General features: G+C 59.9%; 20 protein-coding genes. 14 read left to right on the forward strand and 6 right to left on the reverse strand.

The features are described from left to right. Positions 1–8 precede the first annotated feature (8 nt). From GBC55_RS07335 to GBC55_RS07360, 6 genes are all read right to left on the reverse strand, one after another. A complete protein-coding gene (locus tag GBC55_RS07335) occupies positions 9–464 on the reverse strand; it encodes a hypothetical protein (RefSeq protein WP_162439729.1) in 456 nt (151 codons plus the stop codon). Then, a complete protein-coding gene (locus tag GBC55_RS07340; protein WP_162439728.1) occupies positions 454–1,797 on the reverse strand; it encodes a phosphatase PAP2/dual specificity phosphatase family protein in 1,344 nt (447 codons plus the stop codon). The genes GBC55_RS07335 and GBC55_RS07340 overlap by 11 nt, the downstream gene beginning before the upstream one ends. Beyond that, positions 1,797–3,551, reverse strand: coding sequence for a bifunctional alpha/beta hydrolase/class I SAM-dependent methyltransferase (locus tag GBC55_RS07345; RefSeq protein ID WP_162439727.1), 1,755 nt, complete (start codon positions 3,549–3,551; stop codon positions 1,797–1,799). The genes GBC55_RS07340 and GBC55_RS07345 overlap by 1 nt, the downstream gene beginning before the upstream one ends. A 10-nt stretch (positions 3,552–3,561) precedes the next feature. After that, complete coding sequence (locus GBC55_RS07350) at positions 3,562–4,185, reverse strand: CDP-alcohol phosphatidyltransferase family protein (protein WP_162439726.1); 624 nt, start codon at positions 4,183–4,185, stop codon at positions 3,562–3,564. A gap of 239 nt (positions 4,186–4,424) precedes the next feature. Further along, entirely contained in the window at positions 4,425–7,715 is a 3,291-nt protein-coding gene (locus GBC55_RS07355) for a PAS domain S-box protein (protein ID WP_162439725.1), read from the reverse strand. Between the two features lie 65 nt (positions 7,716–7,780). Further along, entirely contained in the window at positions 7,781–8,671 is an 891-nt protein-coding gene (locus GBC55_RS07360; protein ID WP_162439724.1) for a LysR family transcriptional regulator, read from the reverse strand. A gap of 140 nt (positions 8,672–8,811) precedes the next feature. Here GBC55_RS07360 and leuC point away from each other — a divergent pair, with 140 nt between their 5' ends. From leuC to purF, 14 genes are all read left to right on the forward strand, one after another. Beyond that, on the forward strand, positions 8,812–10,230 hold the full coding sequence (leuC, locus tag GBC55_RS07365) for a 3-isopropylmalate dehydratase large subunit (protein ID WP_162439723.1): 1,419 nt from the start codon (positions 8,812–8,814) through the stop codon (positions 10,228–10,230). A 10-nt stretch (positions 10,231–10,240) separates the two neighbouring features. After that, positions 10,241–10,885 (forward strand): 3-isopropylmalate dehydratase small subunit, encoded by a 645-nt coding sequence (leuD, locus tag GBC55_RS07370; protein ID WP_162439722.1) that lies wholly within the window; start codon positions 10,241–10,243, stop codon positions 10,883–10,885. Between the two features lie 145 nt (positions 10,886–11,030). Continuing rightward, on the forward strand, positions 11,031–11,795 hold the full coding sequence (locus GBC55_RS07375; RefSeq protein WP_162439721.1) for a class I SAM-dependent methyltransferase: 765 nt from the start codon (positions 11,031–11,033) through the stop codon (positions 11,793–11,795). Positions 11,796–11,875: 80 nt separating this feature from the next. Beyond that, positions 11,876–12,958, forward strand: coding sequence for a 3-isopropylmalate dehydrogenase (gene leuB / locus GBC55_RS07380; RefSeq protein ID WP_162439720.1), 1,083 nt, complete (start codon positions 11,876–11,878; stop codon positions 12,956–12,958). Between the two features lie 69 nt (positions 12,959–13,027). After that, the gene (gene asd, locus GBC55_RS07385) at positions 13,028–14,140 is read left to right on the forward strand and encodes an aspartate-semialdehyde dehydrogenase (protein WP_162439719.1); all 1,113 of its coding nucleotides are present in this window, start codon (positions 13,028–13,030) and stop codon (positions 14,138–14,140) included. Positions 14,141–14,418: 278 nt separating this feature from the next. Next, a complete protein-coding gene (locus tag GBC55_RS07390) occupies positions 14,419–15,429 on the forward strand; it encodes an aspartate-semialdehyde dehydrogenase (RefSeq protein ID WP_162439718.1) in 1,011 nt (336 codons plus the stop codon). A gap of 208 nt (positions 15,430–15,637) precedes the next feature. Beyond that, positions 15,638–18,295 (forward strand): FimV/HubP family polar landmark protein, encoded by a 2,658-nt coding sequence (locus GBC55_RS07395; RefSeq protein WP_247266875.1) that lies wholly within the window; start codon positions 15,638–15,640, stop codon positions 18,293–18,295. 305 nt (positions 18,296–18,600) lie between these two features. Next, positions 18,601–19,425: a tRNA pseudouridine(38-40) synthase TruA gene (truA, locus tag GBC55_RS07400; RefSeq protein WP_162437759.1), complete on the forward strand. Its 825-nt coding sequence runs from the start codon at positions 18,601–18,603 to the stop codon at positions 19,423–19,425. 63 nt (positions 19,426–19,488) lie between these two features. Then, positions 19,489–20,115, forward strand: coding sequence for a phosphoribosylanthranilate isomerase (locus tag GBC55_RS07405; RefSeq protein ID WP_162437754.1), 627 nt, complete (start codon positions 19,489–19,491; stop codon positions 20,113–20,115). A gap of 177 nt (positions 20,116–20,292) precedes the next feature. Continuing rightward, entirely contained in the window at positions 20,293–21,213 is a 921-nt protein-coding gene (gene accD, locus GBC55_RS07410) for an acetyl-CoA carboxylase, carboxyltransferase subunit beta (protein WP_162437753.1), read from the forward strand. Continuing rightward, positions 21,210–22,517 (forward strand): bifunctional tetrahydrofolate synthase/dihydrofolate synthase, encoded by a 1,308-nt coding sequence (gene folC / locus GBC55_RS07415; RefSeq protein ID WP_162437752.1) that lies wholly within the window; start codon positions 21,210–21,212, stop codon positions 22,515–22,517. The genes accD and folC overlap by 4 nt, the downstream gene beginning before the upstream one ends. Further along, the gene (locus GBC55_RS07420; RefSeq protein WP_162437751.1) at positions 22,501–23,166 is read left to right on the forward strand and encodes an SPOR domain-containing protein; all 666 of its coding nucleotides are present in this window, start codon (positions 22,501–22,503) and stop codon (positions 23,164–23,166) included. The genes folC and GBC55_RS07420 overlap by 17 nt, the downstream gene beginning before the upstream one ends. Before the next feature lie 274 nt (positions 23,167–23,440). Next, positions 23,441–24,001 (forward strand): CvpA family protein, encoded by a 561-nt coding sequence (locus GBC55_RS07425; RefSeq protein ID WP_162437750.1) that lies wholly within the window; start codon positions 23,441–23,443, stop codon positions 23,999–24,001. 41 nt (positions 24,002–24,042) lie between these two features. Beyond that, on the forward strand, positions 24,043–25,548 hold the full coding sequence (purF, locus tag GBC55_RS07430) for an amidophosphoribosyltransferase (RefSeq protein WP_162437749.1): 1,506 nt from the start codon (positions 24,043–24,045) through the stop codon (positions 25,546–25,548). Positions 25,549–25,612: the final 64 nt, after the last annotated feature.

Below are 25,612 nucleotides of genomic sequence, written 5' to 3' on the forward strand. Positions count from 1 at the left end.
AAACCTCCTTATCCAGTAAAGGTTAGCCAAGGGCCAGCCAGGATGAAGAACGCGGTTAGCAGGACTTGTGCAGCCACCAGCAGCGCCTGGCGGCGCAAAAGCTTCAGCGCACCGTTTATACGTTCGTTCCAGGGACGACCGCCCCGGCCACTGGACTGCAGACGCAGCGCCGCGAGCGCTTGGTCCAGCGCTTCGGTAAGGTCAGAGATGTGGTGAGCGTCGGTGGCCAGGTTCTGGAACAGGTCCGCGTCGAAAGCGACCCGCAGTGCCCAGTATTTTTGCAAAACGCCGAGCAGCACAAGCGAGGCGCTGCAGACCAGCCCCCAGTACTCCAGGCTGGTCATAAAATACTGGCTGAGACCGAGAAGGGCTCCCAGCAGGGTGATGCCAGTAGACAGTCGGTCCAGTGAGCCGCCACGACGCAGTAAGCTGGCCGTTACTTGCAGGTGCATATCAATGGACACGAGCACGCTCCGTGCTGGAGAACACTTGTCCCAGCGTCAGTCGGTGTTGAGGGCCTAAAACGACACCGGGACGCGCACGCTGAATCAGCCGGCAGGCTTCATCCACACTTGCAGCCCGACCGCTGTGCAACAGCCAGGCGGCGCACGCGGTCGCACTGCGTGAATAGCCCAAGGCGCAGCAGACAATCAACGGACCGTGTTGGCGCAGCTTTTCGATCGCTTCGGCCGCCTGCTGGCATTGCGCGGCGGTCGGAACCGTAAGGTCCAGTATCGGCAGCGAGTAGTAAGTGATCGAGCCTGGATTGACTGACAGTTCGGCGCACAGATCGACTAGGGCCTTGAACGGCGAATTCTCAAGCTCCCTTCGGCCAGGCAGGCGTCCGAGCCAAACGTCGTCGGTTAAAAGGTCAGGTTGGGGATGGTTCCGGGTCCACAAGCGCAAGTTGAGGCTGGCCGCTGCCAGGTAGGGTGCGAGCAGCCAGCGTGCCGCAGGTGGCAGCCTGCCATCGGGGCGCTTTTGAAAACCCCGAGCGTCGAGCAGGGCGTAATTGAGTGCTACCAGTAGCAGCGCCACCGCTGGCCAGATAAACCAGAGCCACGCGCCGCCCCACGTGAACGCCGGGATCATGAAGACCGCAGCGCCCAGGCTGTAATACAGCGCCAGTTGCCAGCGTTTTCTGTTCCTGGTCAGGCCGGCACCGTGTAAAGGGCTGGGAGCATCCAGTGGCCACAGCCAGACGCACAGCCAGCCGAGCAAGGCGCCGGTCGGCAGATCAATGAAGTGGTGCTGGTACGTGGTCAGTACCGAGACACCGATCAGGATGAACCAGCCATGCATCAAACCTCGCCAGATGCCCCGCAAGTGCTGTTGATAGCAGGTCCATAACACCACCAGCAGCGCAATGTGCAATGAAGGCGCCTGATTGAACGGCTTGTCGAAACCCGCGAGGACATCGAACAGCCAGCCGAATATGCCGTCCAGTTCGGGTCGTACGAAGGTAAAGCGCAGCGGCCAGATCAGAAAACAACTGACGGCGATCAGTTGGGCCGTAATCAGGCGCAAAGCGTGGCGTTTGAGTGCCTCGCGGGTTTTGGGCAGCAGCAGTGACAGGCCATAGAGCAGGTCGATGGACCAGTAGGGGATAATGCTCCAGCCCCAGAACGGTATGTATTGTTCCCATCCAAACACCAAGCTGCCGACATCGTCGCGCTGGGTGGTGACCCAGGTGGCAAAGCCATAGGACCCGAAGAACAGCGGCGCTAAGAGCAGCAGCCAGAGCACGGCGGGTTTGAGCAGGCCTGGCTCGCGTTCCAACGAAGATGTCAGCGGCATCACTTCACCCGCTGGGCGAGGGACACGGTGAAAATGCCCCACTCATCGACCCGCATTTCGATTTTTCGAAAGCCGGCGGCCGCTACCAACTGATCCATTTCCGCTTGGGTGCGTCGGCGCATGACCCAGGCCTGGCCCGCGCGGTGGCTGGTCAGGGCGCGGGCGATCAGTTCAAGCTGCGGGTGCCAGGGCTGGCCGGTGTAAACCAGATAACCGCCAGGCTCGACGGCTGCGGCCAGCCCGGCGAGGGAAGCGCCCACCATTTGATTGTCAGCAAATAACTCGTACAGGCCGGATACCACCGCAAGGGTTGGCTTGGGCTCGAGTGCGGCGAGATCGTCCTGGTCGAAGGCATCGGCCTTGACGAATTGGGCAATGGACTCGAGGCCTTTCTCGGTAATAAGCGCACTGCCGTCGCGCACGTTGATGTCGCTGTAATCGCGCAGCAGTATCGACTCGGGTAACGGGCTGACGCCTTGCAACGCTTCGAGGATGTACCGCCCGTGCCCGGCGGCAATGTCGACGATTCGCACTTCGCGACCCTGGTCGCGCAGGCGCGCCATGGCCACGCGCAGAAGTTTTTCGATGTGCAACTTGCGTTGGCGAATCCCGCGCCAGCCGATGGAGTTCAGGTAATTGCTATCGATCATCCGACCCAGGATAGAAGTGCCGGTGGGTGTATTACGGTAGACGTAGTCCAGAGTGCTGCCGGAGTCGAAACCGGTCTCGAAACCCAGCTTGAGTCCGGACGACAGATGGCTGCCCAGACGCATGCCGGCGCGGGTCATTCGCCAGTACAGATCATGCAGGGAGTTGTGCGGCAGCGGTGCGGCCAGGGATTCCGATTCAGCGCAGGTCAGGCCCAGATGATCGGCGGCCAACAGGGAGGGGCGACCCGTCGGTTGTTTGAAGTTGTGTAGGATAAAGCGACGTGCGCTGGCAACGGCTGAACAACGATTTTTCTCGCCCAGGGTGTCGTGGAAAAAACCGGGCAGAGTATGTTTTTCCTTGTGCAGGCTGCCAAGTCGATCGAAAAACTGTTCCTGAGGCTGGCGATGGACCACGAAATCCGCGCCGGAAATCAATAGCTGTGTAGGGACTTGAATGGCCTGGGCATCGGCGACGACCCGCTCGGCGGCCTGGTAAAGGCCGAGCAAAACATTGACTGAAATCGCCTTGGTGATAAGCGGGTCGCTGTCGTAGGTGGCGACGCGTTGAGGGTCATGGCTGAGGAAGCGGGCTTTCACATAGCTGTTGACGAAAAAGTTGCCACGCAACCTTCGCATCAGAGCGAGCCCTTGTCGGGCAAAAGGCACGTACAGCTTGACCTTGAATGCCGGTGATGCCAGCACCAGTGACCTTATACGCGGTGCGTAATCGTGGACCCAGGTGGCGACTATGACCGCGCCGACGCTTTGAGCAACGACCGCCATGTTGTCTTCATCAATCTGGTAGGTCGCGCTTAGGTGATCGCAGAAGGTCTGCACATCGCGCACGCTGGTGGCAAAACTCGGGCTGTCACCTCTAAGGCCGGGCGAGAGACCGTGGCCGCGAGCGTCCCAGGCGAAGAAAGCAAATTCAGGCAGATTGAGTTCATCTACCAAGTGAGCAATTCGCCCTGAGTGTTCGTGGCCGCGGTGAAACAGCAGCACGGCTTTGTGAGGTTCGTCCGGGGCGGGGGACCCTGGCCAATATCGGTAGGCCAGTTCCACACCGTCATGCGTCGTGAATGTTTGATGTTGAGCATCGCGCATTGTCATTTCCTTATGCTGAGGGGCTGTTTTGTCTTGCTTCCCGGAGGCCCTGCCTGACTCGATTAATCAGCGTGTAAACCAACAGCAATGCGATGACTGCGAACACCGAATTGATCCAGAAGGCGCTGACCCAGCCCAGAGCGATACCTGCAGCCAGGACGCCTAAGATGAACGCACGATCACTCTTCCCCATGGGGCCGTCATAGCGTCGCGAGGCACTCACCATGGGACCCAGTACGCCGGCGTATTCGCTGAACAAGGCGAGCAGGGTCACCCACAGCACCAGCCACAGGCTGACGTCCGGCAATAGCGCGAAAGGAAGGATCAGGGCGCAGTCCGCTGCGATATCGCATAGCTCATTGAGATAGGCGCCAAGGTGCGACTGCTGATTGAACTCCCGGGCCAGCATGCCATCGATGGCATTCAGTGCCATGCGCACTATCATCCAGGCCGGTACCAGCCCAAATACCCACGTGTGATGCACAAAGCCCGCGATAAGCGCTCCCACCAATACTGAGCCGATACCGGCTATCAACGTGATTTGGTTGGCTGTCGTGCCGTTTTCGAACAATCGTTTTACCAGCGGTCGCAAGAGGTTTTGAAAAGCAGGTTTGATCTGGTAGATGCTGGGCACGTTAATCGGATCTCGGCCGGTGGTATGGGAGGTAGTCGGTAATTCGAGTTCTCAGTGTAGATGCCTTCCTGCGGCAGCAAGCTCGAGGGGGAATGGGCGAGGTCGCAGGCTGAATGTGTCCTTGTTTTTCTACGAGCTGAACACGCTAGGCTAGGAGATGCCGTCCAATAAATCAGACATTTCGTTGTTTGACGTAGGAATGTTCTTGGATCGAGCCTAGCCCTCAAGGGAGGGGACCATTACGTTCCCACTGTACTCAACAACAACTGAAACTCCTCCACCGGCAACGGCCGACTGTGCAAATACCCCTGATAAAAATGACAGCCCAGCCCCTGCAAAAACTCCAATTGCTCCGCTGTCTCAACCCCTTCGGCAATCACCTTCAACTCCAGGCTTCGGGCCATGGCGACAATGGCGCGGATGATTTCGGCGTCGTTGGGGTCGTTGGTTGCGTCGCGGATGAATGACTGGTCGATTTTCAGGGTGTCGACCGGCAGGCGCTTGAGGTAGGTCAAAGAGGAATAGCCGGTGCCAAAGTCATCCATCGCGAAACTCACGCCGAGTTTTTTCAGGCGGCGCATTTTGTTGATGGTGTCTTCCAGGTTCTGGATGACGATGCCTTCGGTGATTTCCAGTTTCAGCAGTGAGCAGGGCAGCCCATGACTGCTGAGGCTGTGTTCGATGCGCTCGACGAAGTCATTCTGGCGAAACTGTCGTGGGCTGATGTTCACGCACAGGCTGAAATTGAGCGGATCGATCAGACCCTGGGCCATCAATTGCTTAAAGGCGTCGCAGGCCTCGTCGACGATCCAGGCGCCGACCTCGAGAATCAGTCCGCTGTCTTCGAGCACCTTGATGAACTCGGTGGGCGATTGCGCGCCGAGTTCCGGGTGATTCCAGCGCACCAGCGCTTCCGCGCCGACGATGCGGTTATCCCTGGCGTCCACCTGGGGTTGGTAGTGCACGCGAAACTCGCCCCTTGAAAGTGCCAGGCGCAGGTCGGTTTCCATGCGCAGACGTTCGCTCGCGGCCTTCTGCATGGTGTTGTGGTACATCTGCGTGGTGTTGCGGCCTGAATCCTTGGCCCGATACAGCGCGATGTCCGCGCGTTTGAGCAGGTCGGTTGGCGTCGAGCCATGATCGGGAATCAAGGCGATACCGATACTCGGCGTCACTTGCAGGCGCTGGCCGTCGAGGAACATCGGTTCCGACAGCAGTTCGCGCAAGGTGTCTGCCAACTCGCGCACCTGGGCACTGACTTCGTTGCGCGAGCCTTCCAGGCCGCTCAGCAGCACGACAAATTCATCGCCGCCCAGGCGCGCGACCGTGTCTTCCATGCGCACGCTGGCTTCAAGGCGCGCGGTGATGATTTTCAGCACCGTATCGCCGACCGGATGGCCGAGCGAGTCGTTGATGTGCTTGAAGTGATCGAGATCGAGAAAGAGCAGCGCGCCTCGCAGGTTGTGGCGCTTGAGCAGGGCGATCTGTTGGCTGAGGCGATCCATCAGCAGTGCGCGGTTGGGCAAATTGGTCAGTGGATCGTGATAGGCCAGGTGACGGATCTGCGCTTCGGCGTTCTTCAGCAGACTGACGTCACGCGCGGTCAACAGCAGGCACGCGGTTTCGTTAAGGGTGATCGGTTCTACCGAAACTTCGACGGTCAGCAATTCGCCCCGTTTGTTGCGCCCGAGCATTTCCTGGTGGTGAACCCGGCCTTTGAGCTGTAACTCGGCCAGCAGCGAGGACCGTTGTTTTTCTTCGGCCCAAATGCCCACCTGGTACACCGTCCGCCCGATGACTTCATCGGCGCGGTAACCGGTGAGTCGGCAGAACCCGTCATTGACCTCCAGATAGCGTCCGGTGTCGCGCTCGGTGATGGTGATGGCGTCGGGGCTGGAGTGAAACGCCTTGGCGAACTTCTCTTCGCTGGCCTTGAGTGCCGCTTCGGAGCGCTGCTGTTGCGTGATGTCACGCAGGTTGGTGACGATGCACGGCTGGTCGCCGACGCTGATCTGGCGACTGGAGATCACGCAGGTCAACGACTGCCCGTTCTTGTGTTGGACGTGGATCGCCACGTTGCTCAATCCCTGTTCACGGATGACCTGTTCGATCCGCTGCAGGCTTTTGGACGAGGCGTCCCACAGGCCGATTTCATCGGCGCTTCGACCGATCACATCGGCGGCGCTCCAGCCGAACGTCTGGGTAAAGCTGGAGTTGATTTCGATGAATTGGCCACTGTCCTGATGAGTGACACAAATCGGATCCGGGCTGACCTGGAACAGCGTGGCGAACTTTTCTTCCGAGGCAATCAACTGCTGTTCGCGCTCCACCTGTTCGGTGATATCCAGCAGGGTGCCAGCCATGCGCAAGGGCGTGCCATTTTCATCGCGATAGAGGCGGGCGCGGCTCTCCAGATACCGCGAAGTGCCGTCCGCCAATTGCACTCGATAGGTCAGCTGATAATTGCCGGCGGGACCTTCGCGCAAGCTGCGGTAGGCGTCACGCATGGTGTCGCGCTCTTCACCGGGCACACCCTCGAAAAACTCGTCGAAGGATTCATGGACGGGTTTGGCTTCCATTCCGTGCAATTGCGCAGCGCGCGCCGAGCCGTAAAGCATGCCGCTGGGAATGTGCCAGTCCCAGGTGCCGAGTTGCGCAGAATCCAGCGCCAGGTCCAGACGCTCCTGACTGTCTTTCAGGGCATGCTCGGCGGCCTTGCGTTCAGTCGTGTCGAGGAAGGTGCTCAGCAGATACGGTTGGCCTTCGAGCTCGACCTTTTGTGCGCTGAGGATGCCGTCGTGGATTTGCCCGTTGCTGGCGCGAAACTGCACTTCCATGCTGACCAGCTCGCCTTTGGCCTTGGTGGCTTTGACCAGGTGCTCGCGATGTTCCGGGTGCACCCACAAGCCAAGCTCGAGGGTGGTGCGGCCAATGGCATCCTGCACGGGCCAGCCGAACAGGCTCTCGAAATACTGGTTGGCCTCGGTGATCAGGCCATCTTCCTGACGAGTCAGCAGCACCATGTTCGGGCACAGGTGAAACAGCGTTGCGAAGCGCTTCTCCGAGCTGGTCAGGGCTTGTTCGCGCTGGCGCTGATGGGTGATTTCGCGGATTACGCCGATCATGCGTGGGTGCCCATCCTTGTCTGGCAGCAGGCTGCCATTGATTTCGAGCCAATGCAGGCTGCCATCGGGCCAGCGAATACGGTGGTGCATCGCCTGTGCCAGCGGTGCGCCGGCGATCACTGCGTTAAAGGCGCGGACGGTCTTCGCCCGATCTTCTGGCGGCAGCAGGTCGAGGTATTCCAGATCGGCGGGCAATGGCGCGTGCGGGTCGAAGCCGAACAGCGCTTGAGTGCCCCGTGACCAGCTGATCTGCCCGCGCTCGATATCCCAATACCAGGCGCCCAGGCGTGCACCGTTAAGGGCGGCCAGCAATTGCGGTGCGCTTTCCCAGCTCTGCTCTGACTGTTTTGGGTCAAGCGCCTGAATACGCGGCATTGGCGGAATTCGGTCAACAGATTTCGGCATTGGCAAGCCTTAAGCTGAGTGGGCGTTAGGCGCAGGGTCTCGCGGCTCTATAGGCGTAGCACACGTTAGCCATGAGTCCCTGGCCGATCGATTTGTGCATCCAGCAAGGCCATAAAGGCCCGTGCCGCATTCGACAGCGTCCGTTCGGTGTGCACGATATAGCCTAGCTGGCGAGTGAGCTGTATGCCCGGCAAAGGTATACGCGCCACTTGATCATCGAGCATGGTGCGTGGCAATACACTCCAGGCCAGGCCAATCGAGACCATCATCTTGATGGTTTCCAGGTAATTGGTGCTCATGGCGATGTTTGGCGTCAGGCCCTGCGCTTCAAACAGACGCTGGACGATGTGGTGGGTAAAGGTGTTGCCGCCGGGGAACACGGCCGGATGCAGGGCAATGTCCGCCAGGCTGACGGCACCGTTGCTGATGAGTGAATGTTCCGGCGCGACCACAAAGTCCAGCGGGTCGTCCCACACTGGTGTGGCCTTAACCAGCGAGTGGGGCTCTGGTGCGAGGGTGATGACCGCCAGTTCGGCGCGACCGTGGAGGATTTCTTCGTAGGCTACTTCCGAATCGAGGAACTGAATATCCAGCGCGACCTGGGGGTAGCGTCGTGTGAACTCCCTTAATAAGGGCGGCAATCGGTGCAGGCCGATGTGGTGACTGGTGGCCAGGGTCAGGCGGCCCGTGACTTCGCCGGTCAGGTTGGTCAGGGCGCGGCGGGTATCGTCGAGCACATTGAGGATCTGATAAGCCCGCGGCAGCAGGGCGCGACCAGCCTCGGTCAGACCGACTTCACGGCCCAGGCGATCGAACAGGCGTACCTTCAATTGCTGCTCCAGACCGGCGATGCGTTTACTGATCGCAGGCTGGGTCAGGTGTAACCGTTCGCCTGCGCCAGAGAAGCTGCCGGTCTCGGCAATCGCGATAAAAGCATTGAGGTTGGCGAGGTCCATTGCAGTATTCCAGTTGGTTATCCAAAGCATAAAAAATATGAATTTGAGTTATTTAATGTAACCCCCTAGGATCGACCTCACAAGCCAAGGGGTTATTGAAAAAGCCCAGGGCATAGAAACAAGCTGATGAGGACCGTCTGATGGCCGGCAAAACGCTTTACGACAAGCTTTGGGATTCCCATGAAGTGAAACGGCGCGACGATGGGTCGTCGCTGATCTATATCGACCGCCACATCATCCATGAAGTGACTTCGCCCCAAGCTTTCGAAGGCCTGCGCCTGGCCGGGCGCAAGCCTTGGCGCGTTGACTCGATCATCGCCACCCCGGACCACAACGTGCCGACTACCCCGGATCGCAAGGGCGGGATCGAAGCAATCACCGACCAGGTCTCGCGTTTGCAGGTTCAGACCCTCGACGACTATTGCGACGAATATGGCATCACTGAATTCAAAATGAATGACGTGCGTCAGGGGATTGTTCACGTGATCGGCCCGGAACAGGGCGCGACCTTGCCGGGCATGACTGTCGTCTGCGGCGACTCGCACACCTCGACCCACGGCGCGTTTGGCGCGTTGGCACACGGCATCGGCACTTCCGAGGTCGAGCATGTGTTCGCCACGCAGTGCCTGGTCGCCAAGAAAATGAAAAACATGTTGGTGTCCGTCGAAGGCCAATTGCCGTTCGGCGTCACCGCCAAAGACATCGTGCTCGCGGTAATCGGCAAGATCGGCACCGCTGGCGGTAATGGTCATGCGATCGAGTTCGCCGGTAGCGCGATTCGTGATCTGTCGATCGAAGGCCGCATGACCATCTGCAACATGTCCATCGAGGCCGGCGCTCGGGTAGGTCTGGTCGCTGCGGACGAAAAAACCGTGGAGTACGTCAAAGGCCGTCCATTCGCCCCGAAAGGCGCGGAATGGGACATGGCGGTCGAAGCCTGGAAAGACCTGGTGTCCGACGCTGATGCCAAGTTCGATACCGTGGTTGAACTCGACGCGACCCAGATCAAGCCGCAAGTCAGCTGGGGCACCTCGCCAGAGATGGTCCTGGCCGTTGATCAGAACGTGCCGGACCCGGCCAAGGAAATGGACCTGGTCAAACGCGGTTCCATCGAACGCGCCTTGAAGTACATGGGTTTGAGCGCCAATCAGGCGATCACCGATATTCAGCTGGACCGCGTATTCATTGGTTCGTGCACCAACTCGCGAATTGAAGACCTGCGTGCTGCTGCCGTGATTGCCAAGGGCCGCAAAGTCGCTTCGACCATCAAGCAGGCTATCGTCGTGCCGGGCTCGGGCCTGGTGAAGGCCCAAGCCGAGGCTGAAGGTCTGGACAAGATTTTCCTCGAAGCCGGTTTTGAATGGCGTGAGCCGGGTTGCTCGATGTGCCTGGCGATGAACCCGGACCGTTTGGAGTCGGGCGAGCATTGCGCCTCGACCTCCAACCGCAACTTCGAAGGCCGTCAGGGCGCCGGTGGCCGTACGCACCTGGTGAGTCCGGCCATGGCCGCGGCGGCTGCCGTCAACGGTCGTTTCATCGACGTTCGCGAACTGATCTGAGGAACCGCACATGAGAGCTTTTACCCAACACACCGGTTTGGTCGCGCCATTGGACCGGGCCAACGTCGACACCGACCAGATCATTCCGAAGCAGTTTCTGAAGTCGATCAAGCGCACCGGTTTTGGTCCGAATCTGTTTGACGAGTGGCGCTATCTGGACGTGGGCTACGCCTACCAGGACAACTCCAAGCGTCCGCTGAACAAGGATTTCGTGCTCAACGCCGAGCGTTATCAGGGCGCCAGTGTGTTGCTGGCCCGTGAGAACTTCGGTTGTGGTTCCAGCCGTGAACACGCGCCGTGGGCCCTGGAAGAATACGGTTTCCGTAGCATCATCGCGCCGAGCTATGCCGACATCTTCTACAACAACAGTTTCAAGAACGGCTTGCTGCCGATCATCTTGAGTGACGCTGAGGTTGATGAGCTGTTCCAGCAGGTTGAAGCGAATCCTGGCTACGAGTTGACGGTCGACCTGCAAGCCCAGACCGTGACCCGGCCGGATGGCAAGGTCTACAGCTTTGAGCTGGATGAATTCCGCAAGCATTGCCTGGTGAATGGTCTGGATGACATTGGCCTGACGTTGCAGGACCACGAGGCGATTGCGACGTTTGAAGGCAAGCACCGGGCGAGTCAGCCTTGGTTGTTTCGTGACGCGTAAATTTGCGTAAGGCGTGATGACGCCATCGCCAGCAGGCTGTCTCCCACATTGGATTTGCGGGGTTCAAAAAACCCTGTGGGAGCTGGCTTGCCAGCGATGAGGCCCGACCAGGCAACACAAGGCTTAAACCCAAAAGGAAATCCCCATGACCAGCACCGCCCACAGTCAGGTTGTACAAAAGCAATTCGGTGAACAGGCCTCCGCCTACTTGAGCAGCGCCGTACACGCTCAAGGCACCGAATTCGCGCTGCTACAGGCCGAACTGGCAGGGCAGGGCGATGCACGGGTGCTGGACGTGGGTTGCGGCGCCGGTCACGTGAGTTTTCACGTCGCCTCGCTGGTCAAGGACGTGGTGGCTTATGACCTGTCGCAGCAGATGCTCGACGTGGTGGCCGGTGCTGCTGCTGACCGGGGCTTGAGCAACGTGTCGACGGTCCTTGGCGCTGCGGAACGCCTGCCGTTCGCCGACGGTGAATTCGACTTCGTCTTCAGTCGCTACTCCGCGCACCATTGGAGCGATCTGGGGTTGGCGTTGCGCGAAGTCCGTCGGGTACTGAAGCCGGGTGGCGTGGCAGCGTTCATCGATGTGTTGTCACCAGGTAGCCCGCTGTTCGACACTTACCTGCAAAGCGTCGAAGTACTGCGCGACACCAGCCATGTGCGCGACTATTGCGCCGGTGAGTGGTTGCGTCAGGTCAGTGAGGCGGGGTTGCATACCCGCAGCACCACCCGTCAACGTCTGCGCCTGGAATACAACTCCTGGGTCGAACGCATGCGCACGCCACAGGTGATGCGCGCGGCGATCCGCGAGTTGCAGCAGTCGATGGGCAACGAAGTGCGCGAATATTTTGAGATTGAGGCCGATGGTTCGTTCAGTACCGATGTGCTGGTTCTGTTTGCAGAACGCTAAGCACTGAACGATAGCCGCCGGACGATAGAATTTTTCCGGGTGCGCCCAAGGGGTGCACCGACTGATGACATGAGGAAAGCATGAGCAAGCAGATTCTGATTCTCCCAGGTGACGGTATTGGCCCGGAAATCATGGCCGAAGCGGTCAAGGTGCTGGAGCTGGCTAACGACAAGTACAGCCTGGGCTTTGAATTCAGCCACGACGTGATCGGCGGCGCGGCCATCGACAAACACGGCGTGCCGCTGGCCGACGAAACCCTGGAGCGTGCCCGCGCGGCTGACGCTGTGTTGCTGGGCGCCGTGGGCGGCCCGAAATGGGACACCATCGAGCGTGACATCCGTCCAGAGCGCGGTCTGCTGAAAATCCGTGCGCAATTAGGCCTGTTCGGCAACCTGCGTCCGGCGATCCTCTACCCGCAACTGGCCGACGCCTCCAGCTTGAAGCCGGAAATCGTTTCCGGTCTGGATATCCTGATCGTTCGCGAGCTGACCGGCGGCATCTACTTCGGCGCGCCGCGCGGTACACGTACCCTGGAAAACGGCGAGCGTCAGTCTTACGACACGCTGCCTTACAGCGAAAGCGAAATCCGCCGTATCGCCCGTGTCGGTTTCGACATGGCCATGGTGCGCGGCAAGAAGCTGTGCTCGGTGGACAAGGCCAACGTGCTGGCGTCCAGCCAACTGTGGCGTGAAATCGTCGAAGAAGTGGCCAAGGATTACCCGCAAGTCGAACTGAGCCACATGTACGTCGACAACGCCGCGATGCAACTGGTGCGCGCACCCAAGCAGTTCGACGTGATCGTGACCGACAACCTGTTCGGCGACATCCTGTCTGACCAGGCTTCCATGTTGACCGGGTCCATTGGCATGCTGCCGTCGGCGTCCCTGGACACCAACAACAAGGGCATGTACGAGCCGTGCCACGGTTCGGCGCCGGACATCGCAGGCAAAGGCATTGCCAACCCGTTGGCGACCATTTTGTCGGTGTCGATGATGCTGCGTTACAGCTTCAACCAACAGGCTGCCGCTGATGCCATCGAGCAAGCCGTGAGCCTGGTTCTGGATCAAGGCCTGCGTACCGGTGACATCTGGTCGACGGGTTGCACTAAGGTCGGTACGCAGGAAATGGGCGACGCAGTAGTCGCCGCGCTGCGGAATCTGTAATCTCTCGGGCCCGCTGCCACTTTCAACGTCGAAAGCAGCGGCCCACTTTTTAAAGAAGGTGTAGTTGCGATGAAACGTGTAGGTCTGATCGGTTGGCGCGGTATGGTCGGTTCCGTGCTCATGCAGCGGATGCTGGAAGAGCAGGATTTCGATCTTATTGAGCCGGTGTTTTTCACCACTTCCAATGTCGGTGGCCAAGGCCCGTCCGTGGGCAAGGATATTGCGCCGCTCAAGGACGCTTACAGCATTGAAGAGCTGAAGACCCTCGACGTGATCCTGACCTGCCAGGGTGGCGACTACACCAGCGAAGTCTTCCCGAAACTGCGCGAAGCTGGCTGGCAGGGTTACTGGATCGACGCCGCTTCCAGCCTGCGCATGCAGGATGACGCGGTGATCGTGCTGGACCCGGTAAACCGCAAGGTTATCGACCAGCAGCTCGATGCGGGCACCAAGAACTACATCGGCGGCAACTGCACCGTCAGCCTGATGTTGATGGGCCTTGGCGGTCTGTTCGAAGCCGGTCTGGTGGAGTGGATGAGCGCCATGACGTATCAGGCGGCCTCCGGTGGCGGCGCGCAGCACATGCGTGAGCTGATCAAGCAAATGGGCGTGACCCACGGCGCTGTCGCCGATCAATTGGCGGATCCTGCCAGCGCGATCCTCGACATCGACCGTCGTGTGGCCGAAGCCATGCGCAGCGACGCGTACCCGACCGAAAACTTCGGTGTTCCGTTGGCCGGCAGCCTGATCCCGTGGATCGACAAGGAACTGCCGAACGGTCAGAGCCGCGAAGAGTGGAAGGCTCAGGCCGAGACCAACAAGATACTGGGTCGTTTCAAGAACCCGATTCCGGTCGACGGTATCTGCGTGCGCATCGGCGCCATGCGTTGCCACAGCCAGGCGCTGACCATCAAGCTGAACAAAGACGTGCCGATCGCCGACATCGAAGGGCTGATCAGCCAGCACAACCCATGGGTCAAGCTGGTGCCGAACAACCGTGAGATGAGCATGCAGGAGCTGAGCCCGACAAAGGTCACCGGCACCTTGAATGTACCGGTTGGCCGTCTGCGCAAGCTGAACATGGGTTCGCAATTCGTCGGTGCCTTCACCGTCGGCGACCAGCTGTTGTGGGGCGCGGCCGAACCGCTGCGTCGCATGCTGCGGATTCTGCTTGAGCGTTGATCGATTGATGCAATGAAAGAACCCGTGCCTTGAAAGAGGTGCGGGTTTTTTTACGCGCCGATTAACCCCTGTAGCAGCTGGCGAAGCCTGCGTTCGGCTGCGAAGCAGTCGTAGAAACTGAACGCTGGGTTCTTTTGAACGATTGAGGGATCCCCTAAGCGAGGACTTCGTCCCCGAACGCAGCCTTCGGCAGCTGCTACAAGGTTTCGCCGATCAATTGCTTGCATGCCACCCACCCGGTAAAGTGCCGCTCCCCCCGTTTCGCCAGAGGTAAAACCATGAGCCAGACCCTTGATATTGCCGTGATCGGCGCGACCGGTACTGTCGGCGAAACGCTTGTGCAGATTCTCGAAGAGCGCGACTTCCCGGTGGGCAACCTGCACCTGCTTGCCAGCAGCGAGTCCGCCGGGCATTCGGTACCATTTCGCGGCAAGAACGTACGTGTGCGCGAAGTCGATGAGTTTGACTTCAGCAAGGTCCAGCTGGTGTTCTTCGCCGCCGGTCCCGCGGTCACCCTCAGCTTCGCCTCGCGCGCCACGGCGGCCGGCTGCTCGCTGATCGACCTGTCCGGCGCGTTGCCCGCCGACCAGGCGCCGCAAGTCGTGCCTGAGGCCAATGGCGATATCCTCGCCGGAATGAAACAACCTTTCCAAGTCAGCAGCCCAAGTCCTTCGGCCACCACCCTGGCCGTGCTGCTGGCGCCGTTGCTCAGCATCATCGACCTGCAACGTATCAATTTGACGGCGAGTCTGGCGGTATCAGCCCAGGGTCGTGAAGCCGTGACTGAACTGGCCCGGCAAACCGCCGAGCTGCTGAATGTGCGTCCGCTGGAGCCGACGTTCTTTGATCGGCAGATGGCGTTCAACCTCCTGGCTCAGGTCGGCAAGCCGGATGAACAGGGCCATACCTTGCTGGAAAAACGCCTGGTTCGCGAAGTGCGTCAGGTGTTGGCGCTGCCTTCGTTAAAGATTTCCGTTACGTGCATTCAAGCGCCGGTGTTTTTTGGCGATAGCTTTAGTGTGACCCTGCAGTCTTCGCGTGAGGTCGACCTGGCGAAAGTCAACGCGGCCCTCGAAGACGCACCAGGCATCGAACTGGTAGAAGCTGGCGATTACCCGACAGCGGTGGGCGACGCGGTAGGGCAGGATGTGGTGTACGTCGGTCGGGTCCGCCGGGGAATCGACGACCCGTCGGAACTTAATGTCTGGCTGACGTCAGATAACGTACGCAAAGGTGCCGCGCTCAATGCTGTGCAGGTGGCTGAATTGTTGATAAAAGACCTAGCGTAAAAGATACTTGGCAACAATTTGTCGACTGAATCTGGCCGGGCGCTATGCTTGGCCGAAGTGCTGATCGCGAGTCACCCTTCGGGGCTTCGCGTGGCAAGAAAGAAAAGATCGCGCGCGACGACCCTTCGCCGCCGCGCGCAATGCCTTACGGCAGCGACTATCAACACCTTCTCGCTGGCCGAGGAATGTTCAAACAAAGGATGAGGCTATGGTTCAAGTTCGCAAACTGGTGTTAGCAATAGCGGCCGCCTCGGCGCTGTCCTCCGGTGTGGCGCATGCCCTCGGGCTCGGGGAGCTGACCCTGAAGTCGACGCTGAACCAGCCGCTGGTGGCGGAAATCGAGCTTCTTGATGTCAAGGAGCTCACTGCTGCTGAAGTGGTGCCGAGCCTGGCCTCACCCGAAGATTTCGCCAAGGCCGGTGTCGACCGCCAGGCGTTTCTCAACGACCTGACCTTTACGCCGGTGCTCAACCCCGGCGGTAAAAGCATCCTGCGTGTGACATCCAGCAAGCCGCTGTCCGAACCGATGGTGAAATTCCTGGTTCAGGTCATGTGGCCAAGCGGTCGGTTGATGCGCGATTACAGCGTGTTGCTCGATCCCTCCAAATTCTCGCCGCAGACCGCTGACGCGGCTGCTCAGCCTGCACCGACGCAAACTGTCGCTGCACCGGTCACCGGCGCGACCAAACCCGCCCAGTACACCACCACGCCGCGCGATACTTTGTGGGAAATCGCTGCGAAGGCGCGTAATGGCGGTTCGATTCAGCAGACCATGCTGGCCATCCAGGCACTTAACCCGGATGCCTTTATCGATGGCAACATCAACCGGTTGAAAACCGGTCAGGTGCTGCGTCTGCCGGATCAGGCGCAAAGCACCAATCTGCCGCAACCTAAAGCCATCGCCGAAGTCGCCGCACAGAACACCGCCTGGCGTCAGGGCCGTCGCTATGTACCCAAGGCGGGCGCTGGCCAGCAACAACTGGATGCCACTAACCGTCCTCGCGGTGATGGCGCGACCTCGCAAGCTCCCAAGGACAACTTGAGCCTGGTCTCGGCCGAGACGGGCAAGCCCGGTGCCAAAGGCGCTGCGGGCGATGCGAAGAAATTGAGCAACAAGCTGGCGGTGACCCAGGAAAGCCTCGACACGACCCGTCGTGACAACGCCGAACTGAAAAGCCGCATGACCGATCTGCAAAGTCAGCTGGACAAGCTGCAACGCCTGATTGAACTGAAGAACAACCAATTGGCCAAGTTGCAGGCTGAGGGCGCTGCAGACGCTCCAGCGGATGCGGCTGCCGCGCCCGCCATGTCGGCGGAACTGGCAGGCAGTCCAGCGGCCGCGACGCCTGCTGAAGTCGCGCCGATAGCACCGGTGACGCCAGCGCCTGAGGCGGTGGTACCCGAGGCCTCGCCGGCACCTGCCGAGAAGCCTGTCGAGCCGACGCCGGTTAAAACTACTGACGATCAGAAATTCAATGAGCTGCTGACCAATCCATGGTTGCTGGGCATGGTCGGCGGTGGCGCAGTCATCCTGCTGCTTCTGTTGCTGTTGCTGGCCCGTCGGCGCAAAGCTCAACAGGAGGCTGAAAAGCATCTGCGCATGGCTCGCGCATTGTCCGAGGAGCAAGAATTCTCGGTCGATCACGATTTGCCGGAAAGCAGTTTCGAAGGCCTGGAAGTTCCGCCTGCAAGCGTGAAGCTCGCCACCGCGCCGGCTGTAGAGCCGACTCCAGCGCCTGTGCCTGCACCGGCGCCAGTGATCGCTCCGGTCATCGTAACGCCACCGATCGCAGCGCCGCTGATCTCGCCAGCCGCCGAACACAATGATGATGTGTTGGGCCGGGCGCAGTCGCACATTGCTGCCGGTCGCCTGAATCAGGCCGCCGCGATACTGGAAGATGGCATCAAGCAGGAACCGCAACGCAGTGATTTGCGCTTGAAGCTGATGGAAGTCTACGGGCAGCAGGGCGATCGCGATGCGTTCGTCGCCCAGGAGCGCAAGCTGATTGCCAACGGCGACAACTTCGCTCAGGTCGAGCAGTTGAAAAGCCGCTTCCCGGCCATGGCGCTCGTGGCGGCGGGTGGTATCGGCGCTGCGGCTATCGCAGCGCAAATGGATGCCCAGTACGTCAAGGACCTGATGCTGGATGAGCCGGAGGCGCCTGCGCCAGTGGTGCCGGCTGATGACAACTTTGATCATGACTTCGACTTGAGCCTGGATGATCTGGAAGCCGCTTCTCCGGCCGTCGTTTCTCCCGAAGCGGACCCCGTGGAAGAGCTGGACGCATTCCCGTCTGACGATGACCTGAGCTTTGAGTCGGTGTTGCAGCAGCAGACTGACATCAAGGAAAACCTCGACGACCTGTCTGATTTTGATCTGGACATGGACCTCGGGGGTGAAGCGTCGCCAGCCACGTTGGCCGAAGATGATTTCCTGCTGAACCTGGACGACGATGCCAAGGATCTGCCGGTTGCCGAAGCGCCGACCGTCCCGGAAGTAGCACTGGACGATCTGGAGTTGCCGGCCGACTTCGACCTGTCGCTGGCGGACGAAATGGACGCCCCCGTCGCTGCCGACGATTTGTCCGCCAAGCCGGACGACTTCAGCGCGGAGCTCGACCGCCTGTCCCAGGACATCAGCGGGCCGACCTTTTCAGCGGAAGACGCCATGGCTTCCGCCGCTGACGAGCCTGAGTTCGACTTCCTTTCCGGTACCGACGAAGTGGCGACCAAACTCGATCTGGCCCAGGCCTACATCGACATGGGCGACAACGACGGTGCGCGGGACATCCTTAACGAGGTGGTGACCGAGGGTGATGACGGGCAGAAGAGCGAAGCAAAGGAGATGTTGTCGCGTCTGGCTTGAATGCTCGGTAAGTCGTAAAGAGAACGGCAGCCCATTGAGGCTGCCGTTTTTGTTTCTGCCGGGAGTGCGAGGGTGGTGGTGGGATGGTCATCGTCGGAATGCCGCCCAGACCAAGCCCGCTCCCACAGTGATTTGCGCTGTTCACAAAACCTGTGGGAGCGGGCTTGCCCGCGATGAGGCCCTGACATTCAACATCGTGTCGACAGTTGCACTGGCTTCCACGTCCCGCCGCCTTATAATGCCCGCCTTTGCGTACATCAGCAGGCTGTCACTCCTTGGCAAATATAGATAATCCTGCCGCCGAAATGGCGGCCGACGGCTTTTTCCGGATCGCGTTGGGCGTTGAATACAAAGGCTCGCGTTATCGCGGCTGGCAGCGTCAGGCCTCCGGCGTGCTCACCGTGCAGGAAACCCTGGAAAAGGCGTTGTCGAAAGTCGCCGACTCGCCTGTCTCGCTGCTCTGCGCCGGTCGCACTGACGCCGGCGTGCACGCATGCGGACAGGTGGTGCATTTCGACACGCAGGTCGAGCGCTCGATGAAAGCCTGGGTCATGGGGGCCAACATCAACTTGCCCCACGACATCAGTGTCAGCTGGGCCAAGGCCATGCCGGCGGATTTTCATGCGCGGTTCAAAGCCATTGCCCGGCGCTATCGCTACGTGATCTACAACGATCAGATCCGTCCGGCGCACTTGAACGATGAAATCACCTGGAACCACCGGCCCCTGGACGTCGACCGTATGGCCGAGGCGGCGCAGTGTCTGGTGGGTACCCATGACTTCAGCGCTTTCCGCGCGGGTCAGTGCCAGGCCAAGTCGCCGATCAAGGAACTTCATCACCTGCGAGTCACTCGCCACGGCAAGATGATCGTGCTGGACATCCGTGCCAGCGCGTTCCTGCACCACATGGTGCGCAACATTGCCGGCGTGCTGATGACCATCGGTGCCGGCGAGCGCCCGGTGGAGTGGATGAAAGAGGTGCTGGAGAGCCGGATCCGTCGTTCTGGCGGGGTGACCGCGCATCCTTTCGGCTTGTATCTGGTGCAGGTTGAATACCGCGACGAGTTCGAATTGCCGCAGCGTTACATTGGCCCGCACTTCTTGACCGGTTTCACCGAACTTGACGGCTGACGCCCTCGAACGCATTTGTTACCATCCGGGACTTTCTCGGATTTGCCTTGGGGTTCTATCGACATGTCAGCCGTTCGCAGCAAGATTTGCGGGATTACCCGCATAGAAGATGCGTTGGCAGCGGTAGAGGCCGGGGCAGATGCGATCGGATTCGTCTTCTATGCAAAAAGCCCGCGTGCCGTGACGTTTCAGCAAGCGCGGGACATTATCAAGGCGCTGCCGCCGTTCGTGACCACCGTGGGATTGTTCGTCAACGCCAGCCGTTGCGAGTTGGGCGAACTGCTCGACGCCGTGCCGCTGGATCTGTTGCAGTTCCATGGTGATGAAACGGCGGCGGATTGTGAAGGCTGGCACCGTCCGTATATCAAGGCGCTGCGGGTCAAGGCCGGTGACGACATTGCGGCCGCTTGCGATGCCTTTCCAAGTGCCAGCGGTATCCTGCTGGATGCCTACGTCGAGGGCGTGCCTGGGGGAACCGGGGAAGCGTTCGACTGGTCTCTGATACCTCAAGGGTTGAGCAAACCGATCATTTTGGCGGGTGGCCTGACACCGGACAACGTTGCCGAAGCGATTGCGCGGGTCCGGCCTTACGCGGTCGACGTCAGTGGCGGGGTAGAGGCGAGCAAGGGAATCAAGGATCACGCAAAGGTTCAGGCGTTCATCAAGGCAGTACGCGGCACGTTGATGTGACGGCTGGCACACTGCCGCCGTCCACAGGCATGGCTGAGGGTTTTTGGGTGGTACGCAGGTCACGTTTGCTGATCCGGCCACCCAGTCGATCATCGCCGCACATATGAATTTAGCTCAAGGGCATACGCGGGGCTGCGAACCAAAGTGTTCGAGCCGCCGGTACTGGAGAAAGAAAGCATGAGCAACTGGTTAGTAGACAAACTGATCCCTTCGATCATGCGTTCCGAGGTCAAGAAGAGCTCGGTGCCTGAAGGTCTGTGGCACAAATGCCCGTCTTGCGAGGCTGTGCTGTATCGTCCGGAGCTGGAAAAGACCCTGGACGTTTGCCCCAAGTGCAATCACCACATGCGTATCGGCGCCCGCGCCCGTATCGACATTTTCCTCGACGCTGAAGGCCGTGCCGAACTGGGCGCTGAGCTTGAGCCCGTCGACCGTCTGAAATTCCGTGACGGCAAGAAGTACAAGGATCGCCTGACCGCCGCACAGAAAGCGACCGGCGAAAAAGATGCCCTGATCTCCATGAGCGGTACGCTGCTGGGCATGCCGGTCGTGGTGTCGGCTTTCGAATTCTCCTTCATGGGCGGTTCGATGGGTGCCATCGTCGGTGAGCGCTTTGTACGCGCTGCCAACTACGCACTGGAAAACAAATGCCCGATGATCTGCTTCGCGGCTTCCGGCGGCGCGCGGATGCAAGAAGCCTTGATCTCCCTGATGCAAATGGCCAAGACCTCCGCGGTGCTGGCGCGTCTGCGTGAAGAAGGCATTCCGTTCATCTCGGTACTGACTGACCCTGTCTACGGCGGCGTTTCCGCCAGTCTGGCGATGCTGGGCGATGTGATCGTCGGCGAACCGAAAGCCCTGATCGGCTTTGCCGGTCCGCGCGTCATCGAACAGACCGTGCGTGAAAAATTGCCGGAAGGCTTCCAGCGCAGCGAATTCCTGCTCGAACACGGCGCGATCGACATGATCATTCACCGTCAGGAGCTGCGTCCGCGTCTGGGCAACCTGCTGGCACAGATGATGGGCCTGCCGACGCCTAAATTCGTCGCCGCACCTATCGAGCCAATCGTGGTTCCGCCGGTGCCTGCCAACATATGACCCAACGTACCCTTGGCGAGTGGCTCGCCTACCTTGAGCAGTTGCACCCTTCGGCCATCGACATGGGCCTGGAGCGCTCGCAACAGGTAGCGTCCCGCATGGGACTGGGCAAGCCGGCGCCTCGGGTGATTACGGTCACCGGCACCAACGGCAAGGGTTCTACCTGCGCATTCGTGGCTTCGTTGCTACGGTCGCAAGGCCTGAACGTCGGTGTCTACAATTCTCCGCACCTGCTGCGTTATAACGAGCGGGTGCAGGTCAACGGCGTTGAAGCAACCGACGCCGAACTGTGCGAAGCCTTTGCTGCAGTCGAGGCGGGCCGCGGCGAAACTTCCCTGACGTACTTCGAAATGGGCACCCTGGCGGCGTTCTGGCTGTTTCAACAGGCCGGGCTTGACGCGGTGGTGCTGGAAGTCGGTCTGGGCGGGCGTCTGGATACAGTCAACGTGGTGGATGCCGACATGGCACTGGTCACCAGCATCGGCGTCGATCATGCCGACTATCTGGGTGATACCCGGGAATCCGTGGCGTACGAAAAAGCCGGAATCTTCCGCCAGGGCGCGCCTGCGCTTTGCGGCGATCTGAATCCTCCACAACCTTTGCTTGATAAGGCGCGCGAGCTGGCTTGTCCGTTTTTCCTGCGCGGGCGTGATTTTGATCTGGGTGTGACCGATCATCACTGGCAATGGCGCGGTGTCGACGCTCAAGGGCAGGTGATTGAGCTGCGTGATCTGCCATTGCTTGACCTGCCGATGGAAAACGCCGCGCTGGCGCTGCAGGCTTATCTGCTGATGGACCTGCCGTGGGTGGACGCACAGATTGTCGATGCCCTGAAGGCTACGCGGGTGGTAGGGCGTCTTGATCGCCGTCAGTTCGATTGGCAAGGCAAGCGCCTGAGCCTGTTGCTGGACGTGGGGCATAATCCTCATGCGGCCGAGTACCTGGCTCGTCGACTGGCCAGTCGGCCACCGGCAGGCAAGCGTCTGGCCGTGTTCGGATTGCTGGCGGACAAGGATCTCGATGGTGTTGTGGGCGAGTTGAATGCTAGTGTCCAGCACTGGGCGGTTGCGCCGCTAAATTCGCCCCGGTCACGGCCAGTTGCCGATTTGAACGGGGTGTTGCAGAACCTTGGCGCATCGGTAACGTCCTATGACAGCGTGGCTGCAGCCCTCGATGGGCAGTGTGCATTGGCTACGAGCGACGACGAGATTCTGTTGTTCGGATCATTTTATTGTGTCGCCGAGGCCCTTGAATGGTTGGCCCGGCGCTCCACGGAGGAAGCGGCAAATGGCATTGCTGGATAAAGCCTACAAACAGCGGATGGTCGGTGCCTTGGTTCTAGTGGCACTGGCGGTGATTTTCCTGCCGATGCTGTTTTCGCGTCAGGATGAACAACGCCAGGTGACCGTTGAGGCGCCCGCCGCACCGCAAGCACCTTCGATGCCGCAAGTGCAGGTCGAGCCCGTGGTCGTGCCCGAGCCGCAGACGCTTGCGCAAGAGCCGGTACCGAGCGATGAGGAAATCGCCCAGCAGGAAGAGCCTTCGATGCCTATCGCTCCGACTGCCCCTGTCGCGCCTGCACCTGCTGCCAAACCCGTCGCGCCGGCGCCTGTACCAGCGATGGCGGCCAAGCCAAGCACGCCGCCTGCCCAGCCAATCACCGCGGCCCCTGGCAAACCCGATACCACGCAAAGTCGCGTGGATGCCAATGGCCTGTCGGTCAGTTGGTCGGTGCAACTGGCCAGCCTGTCGAACCGTGCCAGCGCTGAAAGCCTGCAGAAATCCTTGCGCAGCCAAGGCTACAACGCCTACATCCGCACAGCGGACGGCAAGAACCGGGTATTCGTCGGGCCGCTCATTGAGCGCGCAGAAGCCGACCGTTTGCGCGACTTGCTAAGCCGCCAGCAGAACCTCAAGGGTTTTGTAGTGCGCTTCCAGCCCGAGCGCGGCTAAAACGCGCTTATCCCTGTAGCAACTGGCGCAGCCTGTGTCCGGCTGCGAAGCAGCCGTCAATCACGCTTGCACGGTGTGCCAAATAGACCCAATTGCCTGATTTTACGGCTGCTGAGCAGCCGGACTCAGGCTTCGCCAGCTGCTACAGGGGCGAGTGCAGTTTCGATAAGGGTTAAAACTATCACCCCGATTTGAAATGCACTGACAATCGCAGCTTACCGATCAGCATGGGCTCTGCTAAAATGCGCCGCCTTATCCGTCTGTAGGCTGCACTGTGCCATTTACCTGGGTTGATTGGGCGATCGTTGCAATAGTCGCCATCTCCGCATTGATCAGTCTGAGCCGCGGCTTCGTCAAAGAAGCATTATCGCTGGTGACCTGGATCATCGCAGGAGTCGTCGCCTGGATGTTCGGTGGTTCATTGTCCGAGTACCTCGCCGGATACATAGAAACGCCATCGGCTCGTGTAATCACGGGCTGTGCCATCATGTTTGTCGCCACGTTAATCGTAGGCGCAATGATCAATTATCTTATCGGCGAGTTGGTTCGCGTCACCGGGCTATCCGGGACCGACCGATTTCTCGGCATGGCCTTCGGCGCAGCGCGTGGCGTGTTGCTGGTGGTCGTGGCGGTCGGGCTGTTGAGCCTGGGGCCGGTACAGCAGGACGGGTGGTGGAAAGAATCACAGCTCGTGCCAAAGTTTCTATTGGTCGCAGACTGGTCCAAAAACCTGATTCTCGGGTGGAGCAGTCAGTGGCTTGCCAGCGGTATCAGCGTACCCGCTGAGATACCGTTCAAGGAGCACCTCTTGCCGACGGCCAAAACGCCTCAGTGAGTGTTGTTCAGTTCAGATCCATTAAGTAGGGGTTGCGTCGCATGTGTGGCATCGTCGGTATCGTCGGTAAGTCGAACGTCAATCAGGCGCTGTATGACGCGCTAACCGTGCTCCAGCACCGCGGCCAGGACGCTGCCGGTATCGTGACCAGCCATGACGGCCGGTTATTCCTGCGCAAGGATAATGGCCTGGTACGTGACGTGTTCCATCAGCGTCACATGCAGCGCCTCGTCGGGCACATGGGCATTGGCCATGTGCGTTACCCGACCGCAGGCAGCTCGACTTCGGCTGAAGCTCAACCGTTTTACGTCAACTCGCCTTACGGCATCACCCTGGCGCACAACGGTAACCTGACCAACGTTGAACAGCTGGCCAAGGAGATTTACGAATCTGACCTGCGCCACGTCAACACCAACTCTGATTCGGAAGTACTGCTGAACGTGTTCGCGCACGAGCTGGCCCAGCGCGGCAAGCTGCAGCCTACCGAAGAAGACGTATTTGCTGCCGTCACTGACGTGCACAACCGTTGCGTGGGTGGTTACGCGGTCGTTGCGATGGTGACCGGTTACGGTATCGTCGGTTTCCGCGACCCGCATGGCATCCGCCCGATTGTCTTCGGTCAGCGTCACACCGATGAAGGCGTCGAGTACATGATTGCCTCCGAGAGCGTCTCCCTGGACGTGCTCGGTTTCACCCTGATTCGCGACCTCGCGCCGGGCGAAGCGGTCTACATCACGGAAGACGGCAAGCTGCACACCCGTCAGTGCGCAAACAACCCGTCCCTGACTCCGTGCATCTTCGAACACGTTTACCTGGCGCGTCCGGACTCGATCATCGACGGCGTGTCGGTCTACAAGGCCCGTCTGCGTATGGGTGAGAAACTTGCCGAGAAGATCCTGCGCGAGCGTCCGGAACACGACATCGACGTGGTCATCCCGATCCCTGACACCAGCCGCACCGCAGCGCTCGAGCTGGCGAACCACTTGGGCGTCAAGTTCCGCGAAGGCTTCGTGAAGAACCGCTACATCGGCCGGACTTTCATCATGCCTGGCCAGGCTGCACGAAAAAAATCCGTACGCCAGAAGCTCAATGCCATCGAGCTGGAGTTTCGCGGCAAGAACGTGATGCTGGTGGACGACTCGATCGTACGCGGCACCACGTGCAAGCAGATCATCCAGATGGCTCGCGAAGCGGGCGCCAAGAACGTTTACTTCTGCTCCGCGGCACCGGCCGTTCGCTACCCGAACGTCTACGGCATCGACATGCCGAGCGCTCACGAGCTGATCGCACACAACCGTTCGACCCAGGACGTGGCGGATCTGATCGGCGCTGACTGGCTGATCTATCAGGACCTGCCTGACTTGATCGAAGCAGTCGGTGGCGGCAAGATCAAGATCGAGAAGTTCGATTGCGCAGTGTTCGACGGCCAGTACGTTACCGGCGACGTCGACGAGGCTTACCTGAACAAGATCGAGCAGGCTCGCAATGATGCCTCCAAGGTCAAGACGCAGGCAGTCAGTGCGATCATTGATCTGTATAACAACTGAGTAACTACCGGCCCTGAGGGGCCGGTTTTGTATCTACTAAAAGAGCAAGGCAAGGAGTGACAGC

It is taken from the genome of Pseudomonas sp. TNT3 (assembly GCF_010095445.2).
Classification (GTDB): Bacteria; Pseudomonadota; Gammaproteobacteria; order Pseudomonadales; family Pseudomonadaceae; genus Aquipseudomonas.